Source organism: Marisediminitalea aggregata (assembly GCF_900129565.1).
Lineage (GTDB): Bacteria > Pseudomonadota > Gammaproteobacteria > Enterobacterales > Alteromonadaceae > Alteromonas > Alteromonas aggregata.
Window position 1 is genome coordinate 345,626 of the sequence record NZ_FQWD01000002.1, and the last position, 21,295, is coordinate 366,920.

General features: G+C 48.2%; 16 protein-coding genes. 8 read left to right on the plus strand and 8 right to left on the minus strand.

Annotated features, from left to right (window positions below; genetic code table 11):
• Positions 1-209: 209 nt before the first annotated feature.
• From BUB81_RS05620 to BUB81_RS05635, 4 genes are all read right to left on the minus strand, one after another.
• A complete protein-coding gene (locus tag BUB81_RS05620) occupies positions 210-467 on the minus strand; it encodes a DUF3081 family protein (protein ID WP_073319588.1) in 258 nt (85 codons plus the stop codon).
• Positions 468-547: 80 nt separating this feature from the next.
• Entirely contained in the window at positions 548-1,126 is a 579-nt protein-coding gene (locus BUB81_RS05625; RefSeq protein WP_073319591.1) for an outer membrane beta-barrel protein, read from the minus strand.
• A gap of 78 nt (positions 1,127-1,204) precedes the next feature.
• The gene (locus BUB81_RS05630) at positions 1,205-2,404 is read right to left on the minus strand and encodes a hypothetical protein (RefSeq protein WP_073319594.1); all 1,200 of its coding nucleotides are present in this window, start codon (positions 2,402-2,404) and stop codon (positions 1,205-1,207) included.
• A gap of 3 nt (positions 2,405-2,407) precedes the next feature.
• The gene (locus BUB81_RS05635) at positions 2,408-3,205 is read right to left on the minus strand and encodes an outer membrane lipoprotein-sorting protein (RefSeq protein WP_073319597.1); all 798 of its coding nucleotides are present in this window, start codon (positions 3,203-3,205) and stop codon (positions 2,408-2,410) included.
• A gap of 384 nt (positions 3,206-3,589) precedes the next feature.
• Between BUB81_RS05635 and BUB81_RS05640 the strand changes: the two genes are divergently transcribed.
• The 5 genes from BUB81_RS05640 (at position 3,590) to BUB81_RS22100 (ending at position 10,648) form a co-directional block, all read left to right on the plus strand.
• Positions 3,590-5,830 (plus strand): acyl-CoA dehydrogenase, encoded by a 2,241-nt coding sequence (locus BUB81_RS05640; protein ID WP_073319600.1) that lies wholly within the window; start codon positions 3,590-3,592, stop codon positions 5,828-5,830.
• A 215-nt stretch (positions 5,831-6,045) separates the two neighbouring features.
• A complete protein-coding gene (locus BUB81_RS05645) occupies positions 6,046-8,058 on the plus strand; it encodes a putative bifunctional diguanylate cyclase/phosphodiesterase (protein WP_073319603.1) in 2,013 nt (670 codons plus the stop codon).
• A 25-nt stretch (positions 8,059-8,083) separates the two neighbouring features.
• A complete protein-coding gene (locus BUB81_RS05650) occupies positions 8,084-8,671 on the plus strand; it encodes a thymidine kinase (protein ID WP_073319606.1) in 588 nt (195 codons plus the stop codon).
• Positions 8,672-8,842: 171 nt separating this feature from the next.
• The gene (locus BUB81_RS05655) at positions 8,843-10,423 is read left to right on the plus strand and encodes a serine hydrolase (RefSeq protein WP_073319608.1); all 1,581 of its coding nucleotides are present in this window, start codon (positions 8,843-8,845) and stop codon (positions 10,421-10,423) included.
• Positions 10,424-10,504: 81 nt separating this feature from the next.
• Positions 10,505-10,648: a hypothetical protein gene (locus tag BUB81_RS22100; RefSeq protein WP_175555770.1), complete on the plus strand. Its 144-nt coding sequence runs from the start codon at positions 10,505-10,507 to the stop codon at positions 10,646-10,648.
• Between the two features lie 53 nt (positions 10,649-10,701).
• Here the strand turns inward: BUB81_RS22100 and BUB81_RS05660 are convergent, their stop codons facing one another.
• The gene (locus BUB81_RS05660) at positions 10,702-11,973 is read right to left on the minus strand and encodes an NHL repeat-containing protein (protein WP_139241510.1); all 1,272 of its coding nucleotides are present in this window, start codon (positions 11,971-11,973) and stop codon (positions 10,702-10,704) included.
• A 529-nt stretch (positions 11,974-12,502) separates the two neighbouring features.
• Here BUB81_RS05660 and BUB81_RS05665 point away from each other — a divergent pair.
• The 3 genes from BUB81_RS05665 to BUB81_RS05675 all read left to right on the plus strand — a co-directional run bounded on the left by BUB81_RS05665 (position 12,503) and on the right by BUB81_RS05675 (position 18,594).
• The gene (locus BUB81_RS05665) at positions 12,503-15,430 is read left to right on the plus strand and encodes a TonB-dependent receptor (RefSeq protein WP_073319614.1); all 2,928 of its coding nucleotides are present in this window, start codon (positions 12,503-12,505) and stop codon (positions 15,428-15,430) included.
• 204 nt (positions 15,431-15,634) lie between these two features.
• Positions 15,635-17,122 (plus strand): tryptophan halogenase family protein, encoded by a 1,488-nt coding sequence (locus tag BUB81_RS05670; RefSeq protein ID WP_073319617.1) that lies wholly within the window; start codon positions 15,635-15,637, stop codon positions 17,120-17,122.
• A complete protein-coding gene (locus BUB81_RS05675; protein ID WP_073319620.1) occupies positions 17,119-18,594 on the plus strand; it encodes a tryptophan halogenase family protein in 1,476 nt (491 codons plus the stop codon). The genes BUB81_RS05670 and BUB81_RS05675 overlap by 4 nt, the downstream gene beginning before the upstream one ends.
• A gap of 63 nt (positions 18,595-18,657) precedes the next feature.
• Here the strand turns inward: BUB81_RS05675 and BUB81_RS05680 are convergent, their stop codons facing one another.
• From BUB81_RS05680 to BUB81_RS05690, 3 genes are all read right to left on the minus strand, one after another.
• Entirely contained in the window at positions 18,658-19,680 is a 1,023-nt protein-coding gene (locus tag BUB81_RS05680) for a LacI family DNA-binding transcriptional regulator (RefSeq protein ID WP_073319623.1), read from the minus strand.
• A gap of 230 nt (positions 19,681-19,910) precedes the next feature.
• Entirely contained in the window at positions 19,911-20,540 is a 630-nt protein-coding gene (gene upp, locus BUB81_RS05685; RefSeq protein WP_073319626.1) for a uracil phosphoribosyltransferase, read from the minus strand.
• 80 nt (positions 20,541-20,620) lie between these two features.
• On the minus strand, positions 20,621-21,166 hold the full coding sequence (locus tag BUB81_RS05690; protein WP_073319629.1) for a hypothetical protein: 546 nt from the start codon (positions 21,164-21,166) through the stop codon (positions 20,621-20,623).
• Positions 21,167-21,295 lie beyond the last annotated feature (129 nt).

Below are 21,295 nucleotides of genomic sequence, written 5' to 3' on the forward strand. Positions count from 1 at the left end.
GATGGTATCCGTGCTGCCCTCACGTAAATTGGTTACACAACAGAGTGGGCAGTAAAATTGTGGCTCGAATTGTAGCGGATAACAGAGGGCTTTCCTACTCCGGAAGAAAAAGGCTAACAGGCCGGTGTACATAGTTTTTATTAGCGAGGTTTTTACAGTGCGTTTTTTGTAGCGCACTTATTTGTAGCGCGAAACGGGGCGAGGCAGAATCAGTAATGGGTATCGATGTATTTGAGCTTTTTCTCAAACGCCTCGAAGTCCTCGCTTTTTTGATAATCAAAGCGATACTGATTATGAAAACCAAATTGCATGGATACCAGCGCGTCCTGCATATAAAGGGTATAGCCGTCAAAGTCAGTAAACGCTAACACACCTTCCAGGCGGTACTTTTCATCAACGTGTTCACCGTTATTTCGAATTTTATCGAACACTTGCAAAACAAACTTACTGTCTAGCTCGTTTTTCATGTTCCCCTCCTCGCAATTCCATATGTGTTTTGTACTGCACGCTGCGAGAAATAGATCGATGCAGCGTGTAGGAAAAAAACCTAGTTGAAATTATAGCGAATACCCAAAGAGATCATACTGGTGTCGAAGCCATCCTTGCCGCGCATATATTCCGCTTCAAGGCGTACAAACGTTTTGGTTGCCACATAGTAGTCAAACCCCAAACCGATAATACCGGCCGCGATGCCTTCGTCGAACTGACACAAGGTTTGTCCGTTTACAGCCCCCACTGCTGCACCAAACTTACATTGCCCGTCTGCTGAGAGCTCTTGTGCGTGGACGTCAACATTCGCAGCCCCTAAGCGATAAAAGAGTTCGCCGACCGCATGCGATGCCTTTCCGACGACTCCCAGATACAGCCCATTGGCCTGAACACCCAATGTGGAATAGTCGCTCTCAGTGTCAATGTCTGCAAATTGAATAAAGCCCGCTTCTACATACCATTGCCGGTGAAACTCATGACCCAGAATCAGCTTATAACCAAACGACTCTTCTACGGTATTGCTGTACTCTAAATCGGTATAACCAGCACTCACAACGCCGTACATTTTTTCAATCGCGACAGCAGATTGAGACATCAGTCCGCCAGCAATAATTATTGCAATACTTGCTATTTTCATACTTCACATTCCATTTTGACAGTCATGCTGTTCTGTCTCACTGCCAGTTATTCAGTTTCAGATATCCATGCTGTGATATCAGAAGAAATACTCTACGTTGATTTCAATATGATCGTCACGACGCACAAAGAAATACGGGTCTGATTGTGACTGAGTGGAAAAGAAATAACCGTTTAGCGTCCACTTCCAGTTGTCTGTCATACGGCTCGACGCTTCCACAAACGCGCTGTACGTTTCCATGTCATCCAGATCCTGAACATAGCCCACCAGCACCTCGGTACTATCCGGATCATTCCATATCCACCGCACGCCAACCATTAAGTCGTTTTGAGCCGGCACAAAAAAACTGGCATCACGCTCATCGTATTGATACTCGGCCAGCCATCCGATGTCATACACCGAATCAAAAATGCCGACACTGGTGTATTCAAGCCCAGCCACTGCGGCCACGAAACTTTGCGTGTTGCTCTTGCGATGGACTGCCTCAAACTTGTACAACACCGCACCATTGACCCAAAGCAGATCCGCACCAACCTGTTGCATTTGTTCATAGTAAGGGCGCAGGACCAGATCATTTGTTTCAAGCCCCCCCTCAACAATCAGTTGTGGCTCTCGATTCGTGCCGTCAAAATAAGACAGTCCGACTTCCCAGTCGCCAAGGGTTTGTTGCCAGCGCAGGGCGTAATCCAGGTTCGATTGTTCGTCTTCTGACTCATACACAGCATTGTCATTGCTAATTGGCACTATCGGACGCAAACGACCTTCTGCCCCGGCAAACGTGCGCTCGCGGAAATACGGCAGCACATAGACGCTAACCGCGCCACTTTCCATCAGGTAAGAGGCACTTAGCATAGGTTGTCCAAGTTTTTCCTCACCATCAACCCGCTCGACGGAGTCGGTTTGATTGATCACATCAACCAGATGAACCGACTCGGCCTGCCCCCAAAATACTTTGCCGATCCCAGCGCGCAATTCATAGCTATCGGAGGCATGCAGCCACATTAACTCCCGAATATCGGCATGCGTTCGCTCAGAGTCATACTGGTCTGCACGAACAAAGGGCTTAAACGTCAGGCTGTCATAGCCGTCGTTCCAACTCATAAACACTTCGGGTAACAAAGTAACTGATGTTTGGGCACGTTGCTGTTCAGGGAAGAGCGGATCCTGTAAAAAATACCGCTGCTCGATTGTTGCGGTTCCGCTGTATTCAATATCTGCCTGTGCGATGGGTGTGATCGCGCCGCAACACAGTGCAATAAATGGAAGTAACTGACGCATGAATTATCGGGCCCTCTTCAGACTGTCTTTGTCTAAATCGCTATCTTTCAACCCGGTTTTAAATTCGATTTCATTAATAAACATTGCGGTACTTTTCCCTGTCTGTTCATTAAACATCTCTGAAGTATGCGGACGCCAGTACTGATCGAGATACAACTCGTAGTCATCTAAGATCAGGGTTTTCAGCAAATCCCCTTTTTTATCGAAGAAGTCCATCTTTAATAAGCGGTAGTGTTCCTGATCGATAAACGCGAGCTGCTTTGAATAACCCGAAAATTTGTCGACAGGTGTTTGTTCCACCACAAATACCGATTGACCATCAAATTCGTCATCTCGAAGGTAATTGAACGTGTATTTTTCTAATTCAAAGGACGCCATGTCTTCGTAAGCAAATTCGCTGCTCATGAAAGGCCCGGACTTATTTTGCGACGCGATGCGTTTCACTCGCTTTACTTTGGGCAGGTACATCCATTGATCGTCAGGCGTTAAAGTATTTGAAAAGCTGAGAAACGCCGCACCTTTCACGTCTGCCGGCGAATCAAATACAGTCAGGGATTTGTCTCCCTCGTCAGCCCGTTCCAACGTATACACGCGCAATTCACGCTCTGATTCTTTACCCCGCGTGTCGCGAAGCACCATAGTGGTAGACGCCACTGTATCTTCCCAGCCGGAATTGCGTGCTTTACGCTCCGTTGCAATTCGTAAACCTTCGGCTTCATCGGCAATAACCGTTGACGTCGCCACGCTGGTAAAACAAATTGCCAGCAAAGTGCGCGCAAACACCCGTCCGAATTTAGTCATAGGTAATTCCTTCTTATTATGATGATGCCACTATACCCATTGGCAGCGTAAAGCACCATCGCATCATAGTAATTCGATGTCACTCAACAACACCCATTGTTTTTTTACTCGTCTCAGTGTAGCCCAGTGTGCCGGAAACAGGGGCTTTGCGCGGACGTTGTATCGGAAACTTTCCGAAGCCCTATTCAAAAACGTTTATTTTTTGCGCTCTTTTTCTGTTTCTTCCGTAGTGGTAAGTGTCTGATTTTTCGTATCAGATTTACAAGCACGGCTAATAAACTTCTACATTCTTCATACTTTTCAACAAATTAACAATAAATTTGCAAAATAAAAAAAAGGATGTAGTATTAGCCTCACACAACTGGTCAGATGAGCGGATGAGTTATGAGTATCAGAACAAGTTTGAAGAAAGTTTTACCTCCAATTTCAATTACAGAACAGGAAGCACTGGACGCCGGTGATATTTGGCTGGAGTCGTCTATTTATCGCGGACTGCCTGATATGGAGGCGTTACGTGCAGTTCCTCAAGCCAAGCTGAGTGCTGACGAGCAGGCATTCCTTGATGGCCCTGTACAGAAATTACTGGAAATGATCGATGATTTTGAATTAAGCAATTCAAAACACATCCCCCAGCACGTGCTGGATTTCCTGGGCGAGAATCGATTCTTTTCAATGATCATTCCGAAGAAATTCGGTGGCCTGGAGTTCAGCCCTTACGCGAACTCTACTATTGTAGCGACTATCGCTGCTAAGAGTGGCGCACTGGCAGTTACCGTAATGGTGCCTAACTCGTTAGGCCCGGGTGAACTGTTAATGCACTACGGCACAAAAGAGCAGCAAGACTACTGGTTGCCTCGTTTGTCTGTAGGTAAAGATATTCCATGTTTCGCACTTACCAGCCCGGAAGCAGGGTCAGATGCCGGCGGCATTCCTGACGCAGCAATCGTGACCAAAGGTCAATGGGAAGGTAAAGAAGTTATCGGCTTAAAAGTAAGCTGGGACAAGCGTTACATCACACTGGCACCAATCGCAACAGTACTGGGTCTGGCTTTCAAAGTATTCGACCCGGACCAGTTACTTGGCGACAAGTTAGAACTGGGTATTACCTGTGCTTTATTACCTAAGTCACACCCAGGTGTGCAACTGGGTAATCGTCACGACCCAATGGGCGTTCGTTTCTATAACGGTACAACACGTGGTACTGATGTATTCATCCCAATGGATTTCATCATTGGTGGACAGAAGAACATTGGCCGCGGCTGGCAGATGCTGGTTAGCTGTTTAGGTGCAGGTCGTGGTATCTCATTACCAGCGATGGGTACGGCAACAGCGCAAAGCGCACTGAAATCGACTGCTGAGTACGCGTTTGTACGCGAACAGTTTGGTCTGCCAATTGGACGTTTTGAAGGTATTCAGGAAAAACTGGCTGAGATCGCGGGTAAAACGTTCCTGTGTGAATCCATGCGTGTACTGACAACCGAAGGCCTGGGTCTTGGACTGAAGCCGTCGGTAGTAACCGCTATAGCGAAATACCACATGACCGAACTTGGTCGCGATGTAATGAACGCAGCGATGGATGTTCAGGCAGGTAAAGCAATTCAACGTGGTCCTCAAAACACGTTGGCTGCAGGGTACTCTGCACTGCCGATTGCCATCACGGTTGAAGGGGCAAATATTCTTACCCGTAACCTGATGATTTTCGGTCAGGGCGCGATGCGATGCCACCCATACCTTAAAGAAATGGTTGACCTGATCCACAGCAACGACAAGAAAGCTGATGGTGAGTTTAACAAAGTACTGCGCAAAACAGTGGGCTTTAGTGTTGGCAATGCATTCCGCAGCCTGTTCAAGAGCTATTTGCCGTTTACTCGCGGTGCGCAATCGAGTCTGCCTGAAGTACGCAAGTACGAGAAGCGCCTGAACGCCCTGTCGGCAAAGTTGGCGCCTTTGGCTGACTTGTCGCTGGCTGTACTGGGCGGCGATCTTAAGAAAGCCGAATTGTTGTCTGCACGTCTGGGCGACATCATGAGCTACCTGTACGGTGCAATGGCGTCGATTCGTTTCTACGAGCAGCGCATTGAAGACCGTCAGCAAGCTAAGCCGTACTTTGACTACGCTATGCAGTGGTCTTTACAGCAGGCTGAACAAGCGCTGGTTAACTTTGTTCGCAACTTCCCGAACACAGCGACTCGCGGTTTGATGCGCTTACTGACCTCTACGTACAGCGGCAGTGTGAGTACTATCAGCGATGACCTGATTCGTGAGTTGTCATTGGCAGCACTGCAAGACAACAGCGTAAAAGCGCAGTTGACGCATCTTGTGAAAACAACGCCAAACGATGGTAATGACATCAACGAGCAAGCGTTCAAGGCTAAGCATGCTGTACTGCCATTACTTGGCAAAGTACAAAAAGCCTTGCGCAAAGAGCCTGTTGTACCGTTCTTATCGTTTGAACACGCATTGAACAAGTTGCAGGAGCGCGGTGTAATTACTGCTGAAGACGCGGTAGCACTGCACGACTACAACGAGAAACGCAAACTGGCGATTCGCGTGGATGAATTTACGTTTGATTTGGAATTACTTTCCTCTGAAGACACAGCGTCAGAAACAAAAGACGCAGCCTAATCCGTACTCAATAAGTACCTGTTTGCCGGACGGTTCGCCGTCCGGCTTTTTTTTATCTGCCAAAACCTCAGGTTAAGGCAATAGCTCGCTTTGCTGCCGCTGGCGAATGGTTAAAACTTTACTATGCTTAACCCTAGGCACCAGACCTGTTCCTGGCCACTTAAAGCACATGCCACACTAAACAGGGTTTCTCACCGGAAGTAGAAAGAACAACCATGCAGCAAGCCCCAAAACTCTCCAGACTCAGTACAGTTAATCAGGACGTGGTGGAATTACTTTATTCCAATGTGTTTAACGGCCTGGCCATTACGTTGTTAAGTATTAGTGCTATCACTTTCGGGTTTGATTCTGGCAGCGCCCAATACACCAAACAAGTCATTTGGGCAGTAATGCTGGTGCTTTTACTGATAAGAGCGCTCGACGGGGCTTATTGGTTTGTAAAGTTGAAGCACGCACCCTACTCACCGCGAGCGCCTTTCTATCGTTTTTGTGCCGGTTCGCTTGTGACTGCCGTGCTATGGGCGGCGTTTGGTATAGCTATATTTCCAACCTTGTCGACCCTTGAAGTCGCGTCCACCATGATCATCATGTCGGCTATGGCCGGGGGCGCGGCAACTGTTTTAGCGCCCAGCCTGCCCTTGGTTATAACCTACACCACCATTATGGTTGTGCCCATGTCAATGCGTGCAATTTACGACTTCCGAGATGAATACAATATGCTTGGATTCCTTGGCATGCTGTTCTGGCTGTCAATGTGTGGCGCGGCTAGCCGAGCCAATATATTTATACTCAGAGCGATCGAGATAAAGCACAAAAATGATGAACTCGTCGAACTCATGCGCAAGGAACAAAATGAAGTAACACGAGTAAACAAACAGCTGCTTGAGTCAAACCAGAAACTCGACACTGCTAATAACACCCTTGAAAAAGAAGTCCTGCGGCGAACCAAAACAATCCACCAGCTATCCAATCTGGACCCACTCACCGGCCTGATGAATCGAACCGCTTTTATGCAACACTTTGAGGGGGTGATTGAACAGTCATTACAAAGTAGTAGCCAATTGGCCATCCTCTTTATTGACCTTGATGGGTTTAAACAAATTAACGACAGTTTTGGTCATGAAATCGGTGACGCTGCACTGGAGCAGGCCGCCAAACAACTGAGTCAGTTTTGCGATAGCCAGTGTGTAGGGCGTTGGGGCGGTGACGAATTCATTATGGTGTTGCCCTACGCCGATGAAGAGACCGCTATCGCGGTGGGTCAGGCCGTGCGACGCAGTCTGACGAATATCCAACACGTTAACGGCAATGATGTCAGTCTGGGTGCAACAATAGGGATAGCCATTTATCCCGATCACAGTAAAGACGCGGCAACGCTGGTACAACTGGCAGATCTCACCATGTACCAACACAAGCGGGTGACGCCTGGCGTCGTTGGCGTATTTTCCAGCTTACTGTACGATAAACTCAACGAAGAGCAGCGCCTTCGTGACGGCTTGCGTCAGGCTATTCAGCGGCAGCAATTTCACGTCGTTTATCAGCCTATCGTGAATGCGAATGACAGTAGTTTATGGGCCGTCGAAGCATTGGCCAGATGGCAATTTAACGACCAATGGATAAGCCCGGCACTGTTTATTCCGCTGGCCGAAAAAACCGGGATTATCCACGATATCGGCAATTGGGTTTTACACCGCGCTTGTATTGATACTGCGCAATGGCCAGATGACACACTGGCGGTGTCAGTCAATGTGTCGGTGCTGCAAATGCTCAGCGATTCCTTTATTCGCCAGGTCGACCAGGCCATCAATAGCTCCGGACTGGCACCGCACCGGTTGCATTTAGAGGTAACGGAGTCCATCTTCGCCGACGACATGGCTATTCTGACAGACCGCATTGCCGCGCTCAAAGCCCGCCATATTAATATTGCCATTGACGATTTCGGCACCGGTTTTTCGTCTCTCAGCCTGTTACAGGCACTGGACTTTGATCTGTTGAAAATTGATCGGGCATTCATTCAACAAATCACTGACGGCAATGACACTATCGTTCGTGCCACGTTATTAATGGCAAAAGAATTCGGTTGCCGCACGGTTGCCGAAGGTATAGAGACCACCCAACAAGCTGAAGTACTCACTGCCATGGGGGTCGATTGCTTGCAAGGTTACCTATTTGCCAAACCCCTAGAGAAAAAAGCACTGTTAAAGTGGTACACTGACCGAACTGGCTAGATAACCATTAAAAAACGACAGCAACATGGCACAATTGTATTTCTATTATTCGGCAATGAATGCCGGTAAATCGACCTCCTTACTTCAATCCGCCTACAACTACAAAGAAAGAGGAATGCGGGCAATCATCTTCACCGCCGCGGTTGATGACAGATACGAAGTGGGCAAAGTCACATCGCGCATTGGATTGCAGGCCGATGCCCAGCTCTATCGCTCCGAAGACAACCTGTACCAGGCAATATCATTACTCCACAACGAAAAGCCCCTCGACTGCGTGTTTATTGATGAAGCCCAGTTCCTTACCAAAACACAGGTATCTGAGCTCATTGAAGTGGTCGATGAACTGGATATCCCGGTATTGGCCTATGGTCTTCGCACCGACTTCCTCGGTGAGACATTCGAAGGCAGCCATTACCTGCTGGCGTGGGCCGACAAGCTGTTTGAACTCAAAACAGTATGTTACTGCGGGCGCAAGGCTAACTTCGTGGTCAGACTCGACGAAAGTGGCAACGCCGTCACCAGCGGAAATCAGGTCGAAATTGGAGGTAATGATCGCTACGAATCCATGTGCCGGAAACACTTCAAGGCACTGGTCTGGGATCGACAGGAATAAACTATTCCCCCTGTTAATCACCTTAAATATTATTTATGCTAACTTATCCCCATTGACGCCACCCTGAACATTCAGCGACAGTGAGCTTTCACGTTGACTGCTGAATGCTCGATATCGTCACGGGTAATAACGCCGCATGCGGTAGATACAAGTCTAAAAGGAAGCATAGGTATGGTTTTACACAGGATTTCACAGCTGGTTGCAGGTTTATCACTCTGCGCTGTCACCGCATGCGCGGCTTCTAACCCCACTTCGTCTCAGCTGAACCAGCTCGATTCAGTTATCGACAACGCGCTTACTACATTTCACACACCGGGCATGTCGGTGGGCGTAATACACAACGGCAAGGTGCTGTATGCCAAGGGCCGGGGATACCGTCACCTCAACAACAAGCAGCCTGTTAATGCTGACACCCTGTTTCGACTAGCCTCAACGTCAAAGGCATTTACTGCTGCGGCACTGGCACTCGCCATCGACGAATTTGATTTAAGTTGGAAAACCCGGGTTACCGACATACTTCCCGAGTTTCAAATGCAGGATCCCTGGGTAACCAGAGAATTTACCTTGCTGGATCTCCTGACCCACCGCTCAGGGCTCGGCGGTGGCGCCGGTGACAGCATGCTTTGGCCGGAACCAAGCGGCTTTTCCCGTACAGAGATTATTCATAATTTGCGCTACCTGACGCCCGTTAGTAGCTTTCGCAGTGAATATGCTTACAGTAATGTTATGTACATTACCGCCGGCGAGGTGGTCGCTGCGCTTTATCAAAAGCCTTACGCTCAGGTGATTCAGGAAAAATTCTTTACGCCTCTGGACATGCAGTGTTTCGCCGGCGACCTGACCGATGCCGCACTCAACAATGTCGCCATGAGCTATGGCCATAACGACGAGCGGGGTATTTACGCGATTCCGCGCAACAGCATCGATGGGCGTGAGCTAGTTTCTGCTGCGGCTGGCGGCATTGTGTGTAACGCCAATGACATGCTCAAGTGGCTGCAAATGTGGTTAGACAAGGGTTCATCACCCGACGGGCAGCAAATCCTGACACCGGCCCAAATCGAATCCCTCCAGCAGGCCTATACGGTATTGCCGGTATCTGACACCGAAGAAGAGTGGGATGGCACCTTATTTAAGTCCTACGCACTTGGCTGGCGTCTGTCGGATGTGTCCGGTAAGAAAGTGATTTCTCATACCGGTACCTTGTCTGGATATCAGGCCTATGTGGCCCTAGTCCCCGAGTTAAATTTAGCGGTCGCAGTACTTAACAATGGTTCTAATTACGGTGCCCGTGGCGCCGTAATGCAGCATATTCTGAAATCATTTATCAGTCCGTCAGATAATCAGGACTGGGTTCAGCGCTATGTAGACTATCAGGATGAACGAGAGCAACGTTATCTGGCGAATTTTGCTCCGCCGTCGGGCTCCGGCGAAGTTATTTTAGATCCCATTGCCTACGCTGGAGATTTTGCCGATACCTGGTTCGGAACCTTGTCGATAACCACTAAGGCCGATACATTACGCATTGCCTCTGAAAAAATGCCCATGTTAACAGGCTCGCTGGAACCCTTTGAAGATCATACTTTTGTAATACGCTGGGACAATCAAAATGCCGCCAGTGATGCCTTCATTCACTTTGATGTGAACACACAGCGGCAGGTTACTGGTTTCTCTCTATATCCGTTTACCAACAAAACCAGAGAGAATCACGAATATCGTGACATGTACTTCACGGCCAAAGATTCAGAAAATTAATTACATTGATAGATTTTAATTAATTTAACAAAACACAGATGCGCTCTATGCTTTACCCATCAATCACAAGGAGAGCGCATCATGGCGACATTCATTAAACAGATCATTAGTAAACCAACAACAAAGGGCACATCTGGTAAACCTGTCGAGTGTAACTACAGTAATAACTACTATGGCGATCAGGTATGCAGGCCTGCCAACCCGGCTGCGACTGATAACCGCTAAGCATTAACCTCAATCACGGTCATTCAGTCGTAGACAAACAACAATAAAACCCGCTATTCTGGGAATGTGAGTCTAACGACTTTAGGTGAGCGGGTGCTAATGTGCTGCCCAACCAGGTACATGGCACCCGATTCATCTTTCACTTGTGTTCCGAAAAACAAAAAACCGTCCAGTTCTGGCATGGGGTATGACACTGTGGTACCGCTCACCGTTTCATAAATTAGCCATTCAGGCACACTGCCTCGGCGCCGGCTCGCGCCCATCACAAATTGTTCGCCGTCAATACTGAACAAACTGGGAATATTCGCTTCTCCGGCAGGATTAAAGAACCCGATCTTCTGTAATTTTTCGTCCTTGCTGCCCTCAGCTCGCAAGTGAAATAGTTGCCCTTTGTGCAGCGTAAAGAACACATCGCCGTTTTTCATTGTTGTATACCCAACAATCCCCCGATACGATGACATGTTTTTGTCAACGTACTCAGGTAAAGCAAACTCGTGTACCACATTCAGGTTGTGGTCCAGTTCAGCCAACATGGGGACAAACCCTTGTTCATTTCCCGCTGGACTTAGTTTAGGCACATAAACATGCCCTTCACCGTCCACCAGTATTTGCCTCGACACGTGGCCCGGTACAGCCCCCACTTCGGTTTTGTTTACCCGCCCGGTCAATGTGTCGAACTGATACAGCACATGTCCCCAGTAACCCAGCGCATAGACATAGTGACCATCTGTATTGATGGCAATTAAGGCTTCAGGCGTCTGTAACAGATGTTCCCAGTGCTTTGCTATTGGATCAAAGCGCCATAAATGTCCACCCCAGGTTGGCAGCCTGGTATCGCTCTCCCCTTCCTCGTCGAAACTGGTAAAGTAAACCAAGCCATCAGCTGCGGTAACAAACTGGCTATGGATTTTCCCCTGACTGGCAAGCGGTTGTGCGAGCTGATGTTGTTTGAGGGCTTGCATGATATTACCGAGACTCTCTACATTCTGGCTGTCCGGTTGCCATCGCAACATACTGGCACTTCGGGACTCTCCATAGGATTCAGACAACCCTACATAAATGTTACCTGACCTATCCCGGCCTACGGCCCCCCATGACACATCACTACTTCCCACTTTCGGTAACAATACCTCCTGCACCTGAGGCGCTTTGAAATGACGGGGGCTTGCTGTGAAAAAAGGGCCACTGTCTAACCTTATCGGCGCAAAACCTCTCTGGCTAACGCTTTGCAAACCTGACGACCCGGTACTCTCGACATCAGCTAGCCAGCCATATCCTGCCAACGCGACAACTGCGACTAAAAAAAGTAAGACAACGTACCTCATTTACAGCTCTCCTTTTCATTACAACGTGTCGCAGTTTACCTGCCTGAAACGGCGCGCTCAGCCTACTGAGCCTTAATTGAAAATAACAGACGACGTGAAATCAATAAGCTAGCAAAATTACTTATGACTTCACAACAAAAAATCGATGAAATATCAGTCGATTTACTCGACTTATTCAGGACTTAAGCTACGCTTATTAACATTCATTAACATCATGTACTCCCCGGCCTTTTATACGGTTAGAAAAAACCACAACATCAACAGCTGAACGTGTACTTTTTGTTAATGCAGCCGCACCTCATGTAAAAAAATATCGACTGAAAACCCTTTCGATTTTGTATGACTTAATCGAAAAAATCTAAATCCATTAAGTATCTACCTAATAATCACATAAACCATAACCATTACTGTTAATTTTATTTTCTTAATTGATTAAGAAAATAACTTGACCTGAGCGCAAGCATTAACTATTGTTAACATCGATGTAACAAGCTTACGTAGATATTTATCTGACTTAGGGCACTAAAACATGAAAACCAAACACATATTCAAACCTGCGATTTTGTCACTTGCTGTGACGTCTGCCATGTATGCTGGACAGACGTTTGCACAAGAGGGCAATGGCGCAACAGATCAAAACGTTGAAGTAATTGCGGTAAAAGGTATCCGCGGTTCACTTATGCGTGCTCAGGCGATCAAGATGGACAACACATCAATCGTCGAAGCAATCTCTGCGGAAGACATTGGTAAGCTTCCGGACTCTTCAATTGCAGAATCACTGGCGCGTCTGCCAGGTCTTGCCGGTGAACGTGTAGGCGGTCGTACGTCAGGTATCTCTGTACGTGGCTTTAAAGAAGACTTTACGGGTACATCACTAAATGGCCGTGAGTTAATCGGTATTGGTGATAACCGAGGCGTAGAATACGATTTGTATCCGTCAGAAATCATGACCGGCGCCACAATTTACAAATCCACTGAAGCCAACCTGGTCGTTCAGGGCATTGGTGGTACCGTCGATCTGCAAACCGTTCGTCCTCTGGCAGCAGAAGAAACCCTCACGTTAACTGGCGTGTATGAAATGGGTGGCAACGACTCTGACAACCCTGAGTTCACTAACACGGGTAAGCGTTACGCTCTGTCTTTTGTAGAGAAGTTTGCCGACGACACAATTGGTTTAGCCGTCGCCCTGGCTACTACCGAATCACCTCGTAACGAACGTAAATATGGCGTTTGGGGTTACAACGCGAACGACGCAGGCCAAATTTTGCCTTCAGGTCTGGACACTCAGGCAATCAGCCGTGTGTTAGACCGTGACACTATCTCAGCTATCCTGCAATTCCGTCCTACCGACGATTTGGACATTGTTGTTGATGCACTAAGCATCGATTACTCTGACTCTGGTGTAATCCGTGGTTTCATCGAACCCTTCAATGCCGATCCAGACTCGCTGGCTGGCAGCGGTATCAATGCTTCAGGTACCCAGGTTGGTGCCAACCCGGTATTGCGTACTGACCCGGCTCAAAAAGACGGTGAACTGCAAACCTTCGGCCTGAACGTTAAGTACAACATTGATGAAAACTGGTCAGTGATGCTGGATGCAGCAAACAGCCAGTCTGAAAAGCGCGATCTTCGCGGTGAATCCTATGCAGGTCTGGCCCGTAACGGCGCCATCGACGAATTTGGTACGCGTGACTTCCAAATGAGTTCTGACGGCGTGTTCTTTACCGGTAGTACTGGTCTGGGTGCGTTTGCTGATGCGTCTCAACTGCAACTGACCGGCCCACAACAGTGGGGTGGTGGTATGGCGAATATCGCTGACCAATTCGCGTCAGACGTGAACACTGTATTTACCGACGCAGACGGTAACCCGGTTCCATTCAGCTACCTGAATGCACAGGACGGCTTCCTCAACTACGCTGATTTCGAAGAAGAGCTAACTACCGTTCGCTTGGAAACAGAAGGTTATGTCGAGTGGGGCGTAATCAATAAAGCGACCTTTGGTATTTACTACAGCGATCGCTACAAAATGAAAGACAACAAGGGCTTCTTTGCTACTGCGTCGTCTTATCCGTATTCAGAATCAATTCCAAGCGAGTACCTGTACAACGGTCTGGCTGACCTGACCTGGGCTGGTTTGGGTATGGTTGTTGCGTACAACGGTTTTGCCCCTTACCGCGACGGCGAGTACACGCTGAATGACGCGGGTCTGCTTGAGCCGGATCGTTTAGGTGACAGCTACGAGGTTAACGAAGAAGTCACTACCCTTTACGCTAAGTTTGATTTCGAAACTGAAATCGGTGACTTCCCGGTAATGGGTAACTTTGGTGCTCAATACGTCAGTACTGATCAGTCATCAACAGGTTACCTGGGTATTGTCGGCTCAAACTTCGCGGTATGTGACGACGACAACAATGGTGTTGTTGACGCAGACTGTGTGCTTTCTGGTGGTGACTCTTACAGCCACTTCCTGCCTAGCCTGAACCTGAGTGTTGAAGTAGGTGACAACCGCTACGTGCGTTTCGCAGCGAACAAAACCATCAGCCGTGCTCGCGTAGACCAAATGAAAGCCTCGGGTTTTGTTAAGTTCGACCAGAACATTGACCTGATTGCTATCCCGAATACGGAAGCAGACGTAGAACAGTATGGTACGCCATGGTCTAAGTTCCAGGGCAACCCAACACTGCGCCCACTAGAAGCGAATAACTTCGACCTGTCGTTCGAAAACTACTTCGAAGACGAAGGTTATGTGTCGTTGGCATTGTTCTACAAAGACCTGGTTAACTGGACAGATGATGCCCGTGACCTGATCAACTTTACCAATGATACTACCAACGATGGTGCGAACTACTTTATTCCAGGGTTCCACGACCGTATCATTCAAACATCTGGCCTGTATGGTCCGGCTAACGTTGCCTATGAAGCTGGCGACCTGGCTACACCACCAGACTTCGGTTACTTCTCATACTTCCAGGACGGCCTGAAAGGTGAAGTGAAAGGTGCTGAAATTACTGCAAACATTCCACTGGGTGGCTTTGTTGACGCACTGGAAGGCTTTGGTGTTGCAGCCTCTGCAACCTTTATCGATGCAGAGTTAGACAACGGTAGCCCAATTCCTGGTCAGTCTGACGAAGTACTGTCAATCACTGCCTACTATGAAATGGATGGTTTTGAAATTCGTATCGCGGCTACAGACCGCTCTGAGTTCTCAACCTACCAGCGTGGTGGCTCTAACAAGATTGACACTGCAACGCGTGATGCTATTACTGTTGTGGATGCGCAAATCAGCTATGACTTCGAAGGTAGCGGTATTGAGTACCTGGAAGGTCTGCGTATTTCACTGCAAGGCGTTAACCTGACCGACGAGAAAGAAGAGACTATCGACAGCAACGGTATCGTTACCCTGCGTCGTGAATTCGGTCCTTCATACATGTTGAACTTCAACTACTCGTTCTACTAAGCAAGACCTCAAGCCCCGCTGTTTCAGCGGGGCTTTTTACTTTTCTTTGTAATTCATTTTGCTTTTGGCGCTGACTCCGCTAGAGTCAAAAGCACAGTGAATTAAATCAGTCAGTGAGCGGTTTGCTCCCAGGCACTCATCATTCAGCCTGCTCTTCGCATTCTCCTCATCTCGACACCGTGGTAACGCAATACAGGAAAACCAATGCCGCAAACTATTCAAAATGTTGTGATTGCAGGCGGGGGAACCGCAGGTTGGATGACCGCAGCACTGCTTCGCAGAGTCCTCTCCCCTACTATTCGAATTGAACTTGTTGAGTCGGAACAGATTGGCATTGTGGGCGTTGGCGAAGCGACGATCCCGCCCATTCAGACCTTTAATCAGTTTCTAGGCATCGACGAAAAAGCCTTTTTGCGCGAAACACATGCCACTATTAAACTCGCGATTAAATTTGAAAACTGGAAAACCCAGGGTGACAGTTATTACCACACCTTTGGCGCACCGGGCACAACCATGGGTTTTTGCAGCTTTCACCATTACTGGTTGAAAGCCAAACAAGCCGGTCTGGCGCAATCCCTGTGGGATTTCGACCTCAATTACTTGAGCTGTCTGCAAGGCAAATTCAATAAAATCAATACCCCAAACCCGCTCTATGAAATGCAGTACGCTTACCATTTCGATTCGGCGTTATACGGACAGTTTTTACGCAAGACAGCAGAACAAGCCGGTGTTGTACGTACAGAAGGCATCATTGAATACGTTCAGCAGGACCCGGACAGCGGTTTTATTACAGCGCTGCAACTCACTAACGGCCAGCAGATTCAAGGCGATTTATTTATTGACTGTACGGGTTTAAGCGGCCTGCTCATTCAACAGGCGCTGGGTGTAAGCTATGAGGACTGGAGCCACTGGTTACCCGCAGACAGCGCACAAGCTGTACCCAGTGAGCGTTTCGACAAAACGCTACCCTACACACGCAGCATCGCCCATCGGGTTGGCTGGCAATGGCGTATTCCTCTGACACACCGCAATGGCAATGGTATTGTCTATTCCTCGCAATACCTTAGCGATGATGAAGCTGGTCAGACACTGCTGAATAACCTGGACACAAAAGCGCTCGATACTCCGCGTACCATTCGCTTTAAAACCGGGCGAACCGACCAGCAATGGTGTAAAAACGTGGTGGCCATCGGGTTATCCAGCGGCTTCCTTGAGCCTTTGGAGTCTACCAGTATTCACCTGATTCAGTCGGGTATTGTGCGATTGATGAAAATGTTCCCGAATCAGGGCATCTCTCAGGCCATGGTGGATTTATACAATGCTGAGTCCAAAGATGAATTTGAAACCATCCGCGACTTTATCATTCTTCACTATCATGTTAATCAGCGGGATGATTCTGATTTTTGGCGCGACATGCGCAACATGGCAATCCCTGATCGTCTGGCACAAAAAATAGCTGCCTTTGAAGACACCGCGGCTATCTTTAATGAACAAAGCGACATCTTCCGGGACGCATCCTGGGTGCAGGTGATGATGGGGCAAGGCCTGGATCCGAAGGACTACCACCCTGCTGCCGATGCCATGGACAACGCCCAGCTTATGGACGCCATGCAGCAAATCTACAAAGCCAAGCAACAGCCTCTGGACAAACTAATGAACCACGACGAGTTCATTAAGCGGTACACCGCATGAATGCCAGCCCGCTGAACATTGTTATTGTCGGGGGCGGCACTGCCGGGTGGATGGCCGCAAACCTATTGGCCAAACGCTGGCAGCACAAGGCTGTTAGTATCACATTGGTAGAATCACCGGATATCGGCATCATCGGTGTCGGTGAAGGGTCAACGCCCACGTTAAAACGCTTCTTTGAAGACATGAACATTGCTGAATCTGACTGGATGGCAGCCTGTAACGCCACCTATAAAGTCAGTATTCAGTTTGATGGCTGGAGTCCTGAATCCGGGGTTGGTAGCTACGCTCACCCGTTTATCAGCCAGTTAGATACCTTTAGCGAGAGGCCTTTTTATGTCAACTGTCTGACCCGCCGTATGGGGCTCGACGTCAACGTCACGCCCGGCGATTTTCTGTTTAACGGCTGGCTGGCAAAGCACAAGCGCTCACCTCAAACCCCGGCGAATTTCCCGTTTCGGATTGAATACGGCTATCATTTTGACTCCGGCTTGTTAGGCGCATTTCTGCAACGCCATGCTCACACTCTGGGGGTGAACCACAAGTCACGAAATATCGAAAGGGTACAGTGCCACCCAAATGGCGACATCGCCTCCCTGCACACCCGAGAAGGCGAAATCATCGAAGGCGACCTGTTTATCGATTGCTCCGGTTTTCGAAGTTTATTACTGCAACAAACGCTGAAGGTGCCGTTTAAATCTTTCAAAGACAATCTATTCAATGACGCTGCGGTCGTTTGCGCCACCGATGCCTTAGAAGACCGCCCTGTAGAAACCCGTTCAACCGCGTTGTCGACCGGTTGGGCCTGGCAAATCCCACTGACTAATCGCACCGGTAACGGCTATGTGTATAGCTCTGCGTTCATTTCGCCGGAAGATGCCGAAAAAGAATTACGCGCGCATCTTGGTGTAAATGATGACGATGCGCAAACTCGTCATTTGACCATGAAGGTGGGTCAGGTTAGCGAGCACTGGAGCCGTAACTGTCTGGCGCTGGGCCTGTCCCAAGGGTTTATTGAGCCCCTTGAAGCAACAGCCCTGCATTTGGTTCAGACCAGTGTTGAAATCTTTATGGATCACTATGAAAAAGGCGGCTTCAACGACCAATACCGAGCGGCATATAATAAGGTTATTGGAGAGCGCTTTGAACGCGTAAGGGATTACATCGTCGCTCACTATAAACTCAATACGCGCAACGACTCTGAGTACTGGCGGGCGAATCGCAACAACGACGTGCTGTCTGAATCGCTGCTGCAATTATTGGACGTCTGGTTTCGACGAGGGGATTTACAGCAGGAAATTCAGCGTCAGAAGCTGGACTCTCACTTTGGAGCAACGTCCTGGCATTGCTTGCTTGCGGGATATGGTGCGTTTCCTCGTCTGGCTGCCCAGCAGCCTAATCAAGGCGATTTGTACAAAGACAATAATCTGGCGCAGTTCTTTTCGGGGTGCTTACTTAACTTCTCTGCGCAATAACGCGACGACTCACATTTATGAGCCTGTGAATACTGATTTGCAGGCTCACATCAAGCCCGCTTATCAGCCAATGGTTTCGCCCAGCTTCAGCTCGTAAGACAGCGACATCGACTGGTTTTCGCCACTGAGTAACAGGTTGGCGGCTTGCATACCTTTCTCAACACTCGACTGACACACTGTAGACAAGTAAGGACGGGTGCGGGAAGCCTCTTCGATACCATCGAAGCCGGTGATCTTAAGCTCGCCAGGTACATCAATACCCATCGACAATGCGCATTGCAGCAGCTCTAGCGCAATGATATCACTCATGCACAGAATGACATTTGGCCGTGGTTGGCTGTAAAGCACTTCCTTAGCAGCCTGCACTGCATACACCACGTTGTTTTCAGGCAGGCTCCATATCCAGTCTGAATCTACCGTGATCCCCGCTTCTTTCAGTGCTTCACTATAGCCATCTAAACGGCGGTGGGTAATGGAGGACTCTACGTTTAACAACGGGTTGTCGTAAATGCGGCAGGTGCTGGGTGAATCAATTAAGCGCAATCCCAGAATTGCTACGTGATCGCCCGGCTTCAGTGCCGCTTTGGCAATTTCATAACTGGCTTTCTCGTTGTCGATGTTGATTGCCGGGCGGCCTTCAAGGTTAAAATCGACAGTCACCACGGGCTTACTTTGTTGATTCAACTGTTCGGACAATGCAGCATTGCGCGGCGCCCCATAACATATGAACCCATCAACAAAATCCACAACGTCGGCAATCGATTCAGAATCACCGGCGTAGAGTAACAAGTGCTTTTGATTTTCCCGCAATACCCGGGAAACACCCTGAATAAATGTACTGGCAACCGGGTCCGTGACCATGTAGTCCAGGCTGTCCGCTAACACCAACGCTACAATATTAGACTGGCCTTTGCGCAAAATCTGCGCGGCGCGATTCGGGCCGGTATAGCCGATTTTCTTGCAGGCTTCGAGGATTTCCGTGCGCTTCGCCGCTGATAGTTGATCCGGGCGGTTAAACGCATTCGAAATTGTAGCAGTAGACACGCCTAACTCTTTGGCGACATCTTTTAGCGTGAGCTTCTTCATAGCAAGTGTACTGTTCTTGTAATTGTGTATTTACGCCTACTGTGTGCAAAAGGCAATCAAAGAGTAGACCTTCTTAATCAATTTAAGTTTAACTTATTTTTAAAAAAATATTAGCATAAAACAACATCTTAAAAAGCTAAATCGTTTAACTTTTTTGATTTTGAAAGCGGTTGCAATTGGTTAATAATAAAACAAGATTAAGAACAGTAAGTTAGCCGTTAAGTTGCCAATTAACGGGTACCGAAGATTTTGTCGCCGGCATCTCCCAAACCTGGCAGGATGTACCCTTTTTCATTTAAACGGTCATCAATAGCCGCGGTGTAAATGTCTACGTCAGGGTGCGCAGCAACAACAGCATCAATGCCTTCTGGTGCAGCAACAAGAAATAACCCCATGATTTTCTTACAGCCTTTTGCTTTCAGCAAATCGATGGTAGCGATAAGCGTGCCGCCCGTTGCCAGCATAGGATCAACAATCAGCGCCGTGCGCTTGTCGATGTTCTTCACGACTTTGTCAAAATACGCAACCGGCTGCAATGAGGTTTCATCACGGTACAGCCCAACCACGCTGATTTTCGCATTCGGGATCAGTTTCAATACACCATCCAACATACCTAAACCGGCGCGAAGAATCGGCACAATGGTAATTTTCTTCCCTTTAATGCTCTGCACTTTTAACGGTTTACCCGTCCAGCCACTGATCTCTACGGTTTCAGTAGGCAGTGCGCGTGTCGCTTCGTAGGTTAGCAGATTGCCGATTTCACCCGCCAACTCGCGAAAATCCTTACTGCTTATTTGCGCTTCCCGCATTAAGCCAATTTTGTGTTGAATCAGTGGATGTTGAATTTCGTGAATGGCCATAATCAATCAGTCCTTTAATAACGGGGCATGCGCACAAATATACCTTAGAGCCCCGCTCAGGAAAAGTCAGCGACGAGCAGTTACTGAATAGCGGCGATTACCCGGTCGCTATGCCGCGAAAATAGCTCTCGAATTGTGTCGACTGGCTGGCCTTTCCGAAGATTCACAATCACAGCATAACGTTTGTTTCGCACCGCTTCTCGCACCACATCGATAATTTCAGTGCGGTCAGGGCGCAAACTCAGTAATCCGGCAACAAATAAACCAATAAAAATACCCGGGCTGATCATTGCAATATAGGTGAACAGTGGATTGTTCTGCGTAAGTGCAGGTCCGAACTCTACTAACACATACGCCACAATCATCCCGATCAACAATCCGGCACCACCGAGAATAAGATGCGAGTACCACATCATTTTACCCAGTTCTTTACTCTCGCCTTCCAGTTTGCGATTGAAGTTCGGATCATTAGGACTGATAACCGTAATTTGCTCAGGCGCTAAAGAGGTTTGGCGAATCACTTCACTGATCGTCTGTTTTGCTTGTTCCTGTTCGGTAAAAATTGACGCCAGCTGGGTATTATCGGCCCCCGCTAACTCTGTACGAATAGGATGTTGGGTTGTCATCTTAAACTCCTTCGACATCTCAATCATTGAACTCTACGCTATTACATTCAAGCCCCACGCCATAATTTTAGCCAACTGATTTTATTTAGATTTTTTCATTTTGTGTGTGTTATTAAGCAGCACTTTGCT

Coding starts and splice junctions, on each gene's coding strand:
- BUB81_RS05655 (WP_073319608.1), top strand. CDS start 8,843: ATGGTTTTACACAGGATTTCACAGCTGGTTGCAGGTTTATCACTCTGC.
- BUB81_RS05680 (WP_073319623.1), bottom strand. CDS start 19,680: ATGAAGAAGCTCACGCTAAAAGATGTCGCCAAAGAGTTAGGCGTGTCT.
- upp (WP_073319626.1), bottom strand. CDS start 20,540: ATGGCCATTCACGAAATTCAACATCCACTGATTCAACACAAAATTGGC.
- BUB81_RS05640 (WP_073319600.1), top strand. CDS start 3,590: ATGAGTATCAGAACAAGTTTGAAGAAAGTTTTACCTCCAATTTCAATT.
- BUB81_RS05690 (WP_073319629.1), bottom strand. CDS start 21,166: ATGACAACCCAACATCCTATTCGTACAGAGTTAGCGGGGGCCGATAAT.
- BUB81_RS05625 (WP_073319591.1), bottom strand. CDS start 1,126: ATGAAAATAGCAAGTATTGCAATAATTATTGCTGGCGGACTGATGTCT.
- BUB81_RS05665 (WP_073319614.1), top strand. CDS start 12,503: ATGAAAACCAAACACATATTCAAACCTGCGATTTTGTCACTTGCTGTG.
- BUB81_RS05675 (WP_073319620.1), top strand. CDS start 17,119: ATGAATGCCAGCCCGCTGAACATTGTTATTGTCGGGGGCGGCACTGCC.
- BUB81_RS05670 (WP_073319617.1), top strand. CDS start 15,635: ATGCCGCAAACTATTCAAAATGTTGTGATTGCAGGCGGGGGAACCGCA.
- BUB81_RS05660 (WP_139241510.1), bottom strand. CDS start 11,973: ATGAGGTACGTTGTCTTACTTTTTTTAGTCGCAGTTGTCGCGTTGGCA.
- BUB81_RS05650 (WP_073319606.1), top strand. CDS start 8,084: ATGGCACAATTGTATTTCTATTATTCGGCAATGAATGCCGGTAAATCG.
- BUB81_RS22100 (WP_175555770.1), top strand. CDS start 10,505: ATGGCGACATTCATTAAACAGATCATTAGTAAACCAACAACAAAGGGC.
- BUB81_RS05620 (WP_073319588.1), bottom strand. CDS start 467: ATGAAAAACGAGCTAGACAGTAAGTTTGTTTTGCAAGTGTTCGATAAA.
- BUB81_RS05630 (WP_073319594.1), bottom strand. CDS start 2,404: ATGCGTCAGTTACTTCCATTTATTGCACTGTGTTGCGGCGCGATCACA.
- BUB81_RS05645 (WP_073319603.1), top strand. CDS start 6,046: ATGCAGCAAGCCCCAAAACTCTCCAGACTCAGTACAGTTAATCAGGAC.
- BUB81_RS05635 (WP_073319597.1), bottom strand. CDS start 3,205: ATGACTAAATTCGGACGGGTGTTTGCGCGCACTTTGCTGGCAATTTGT.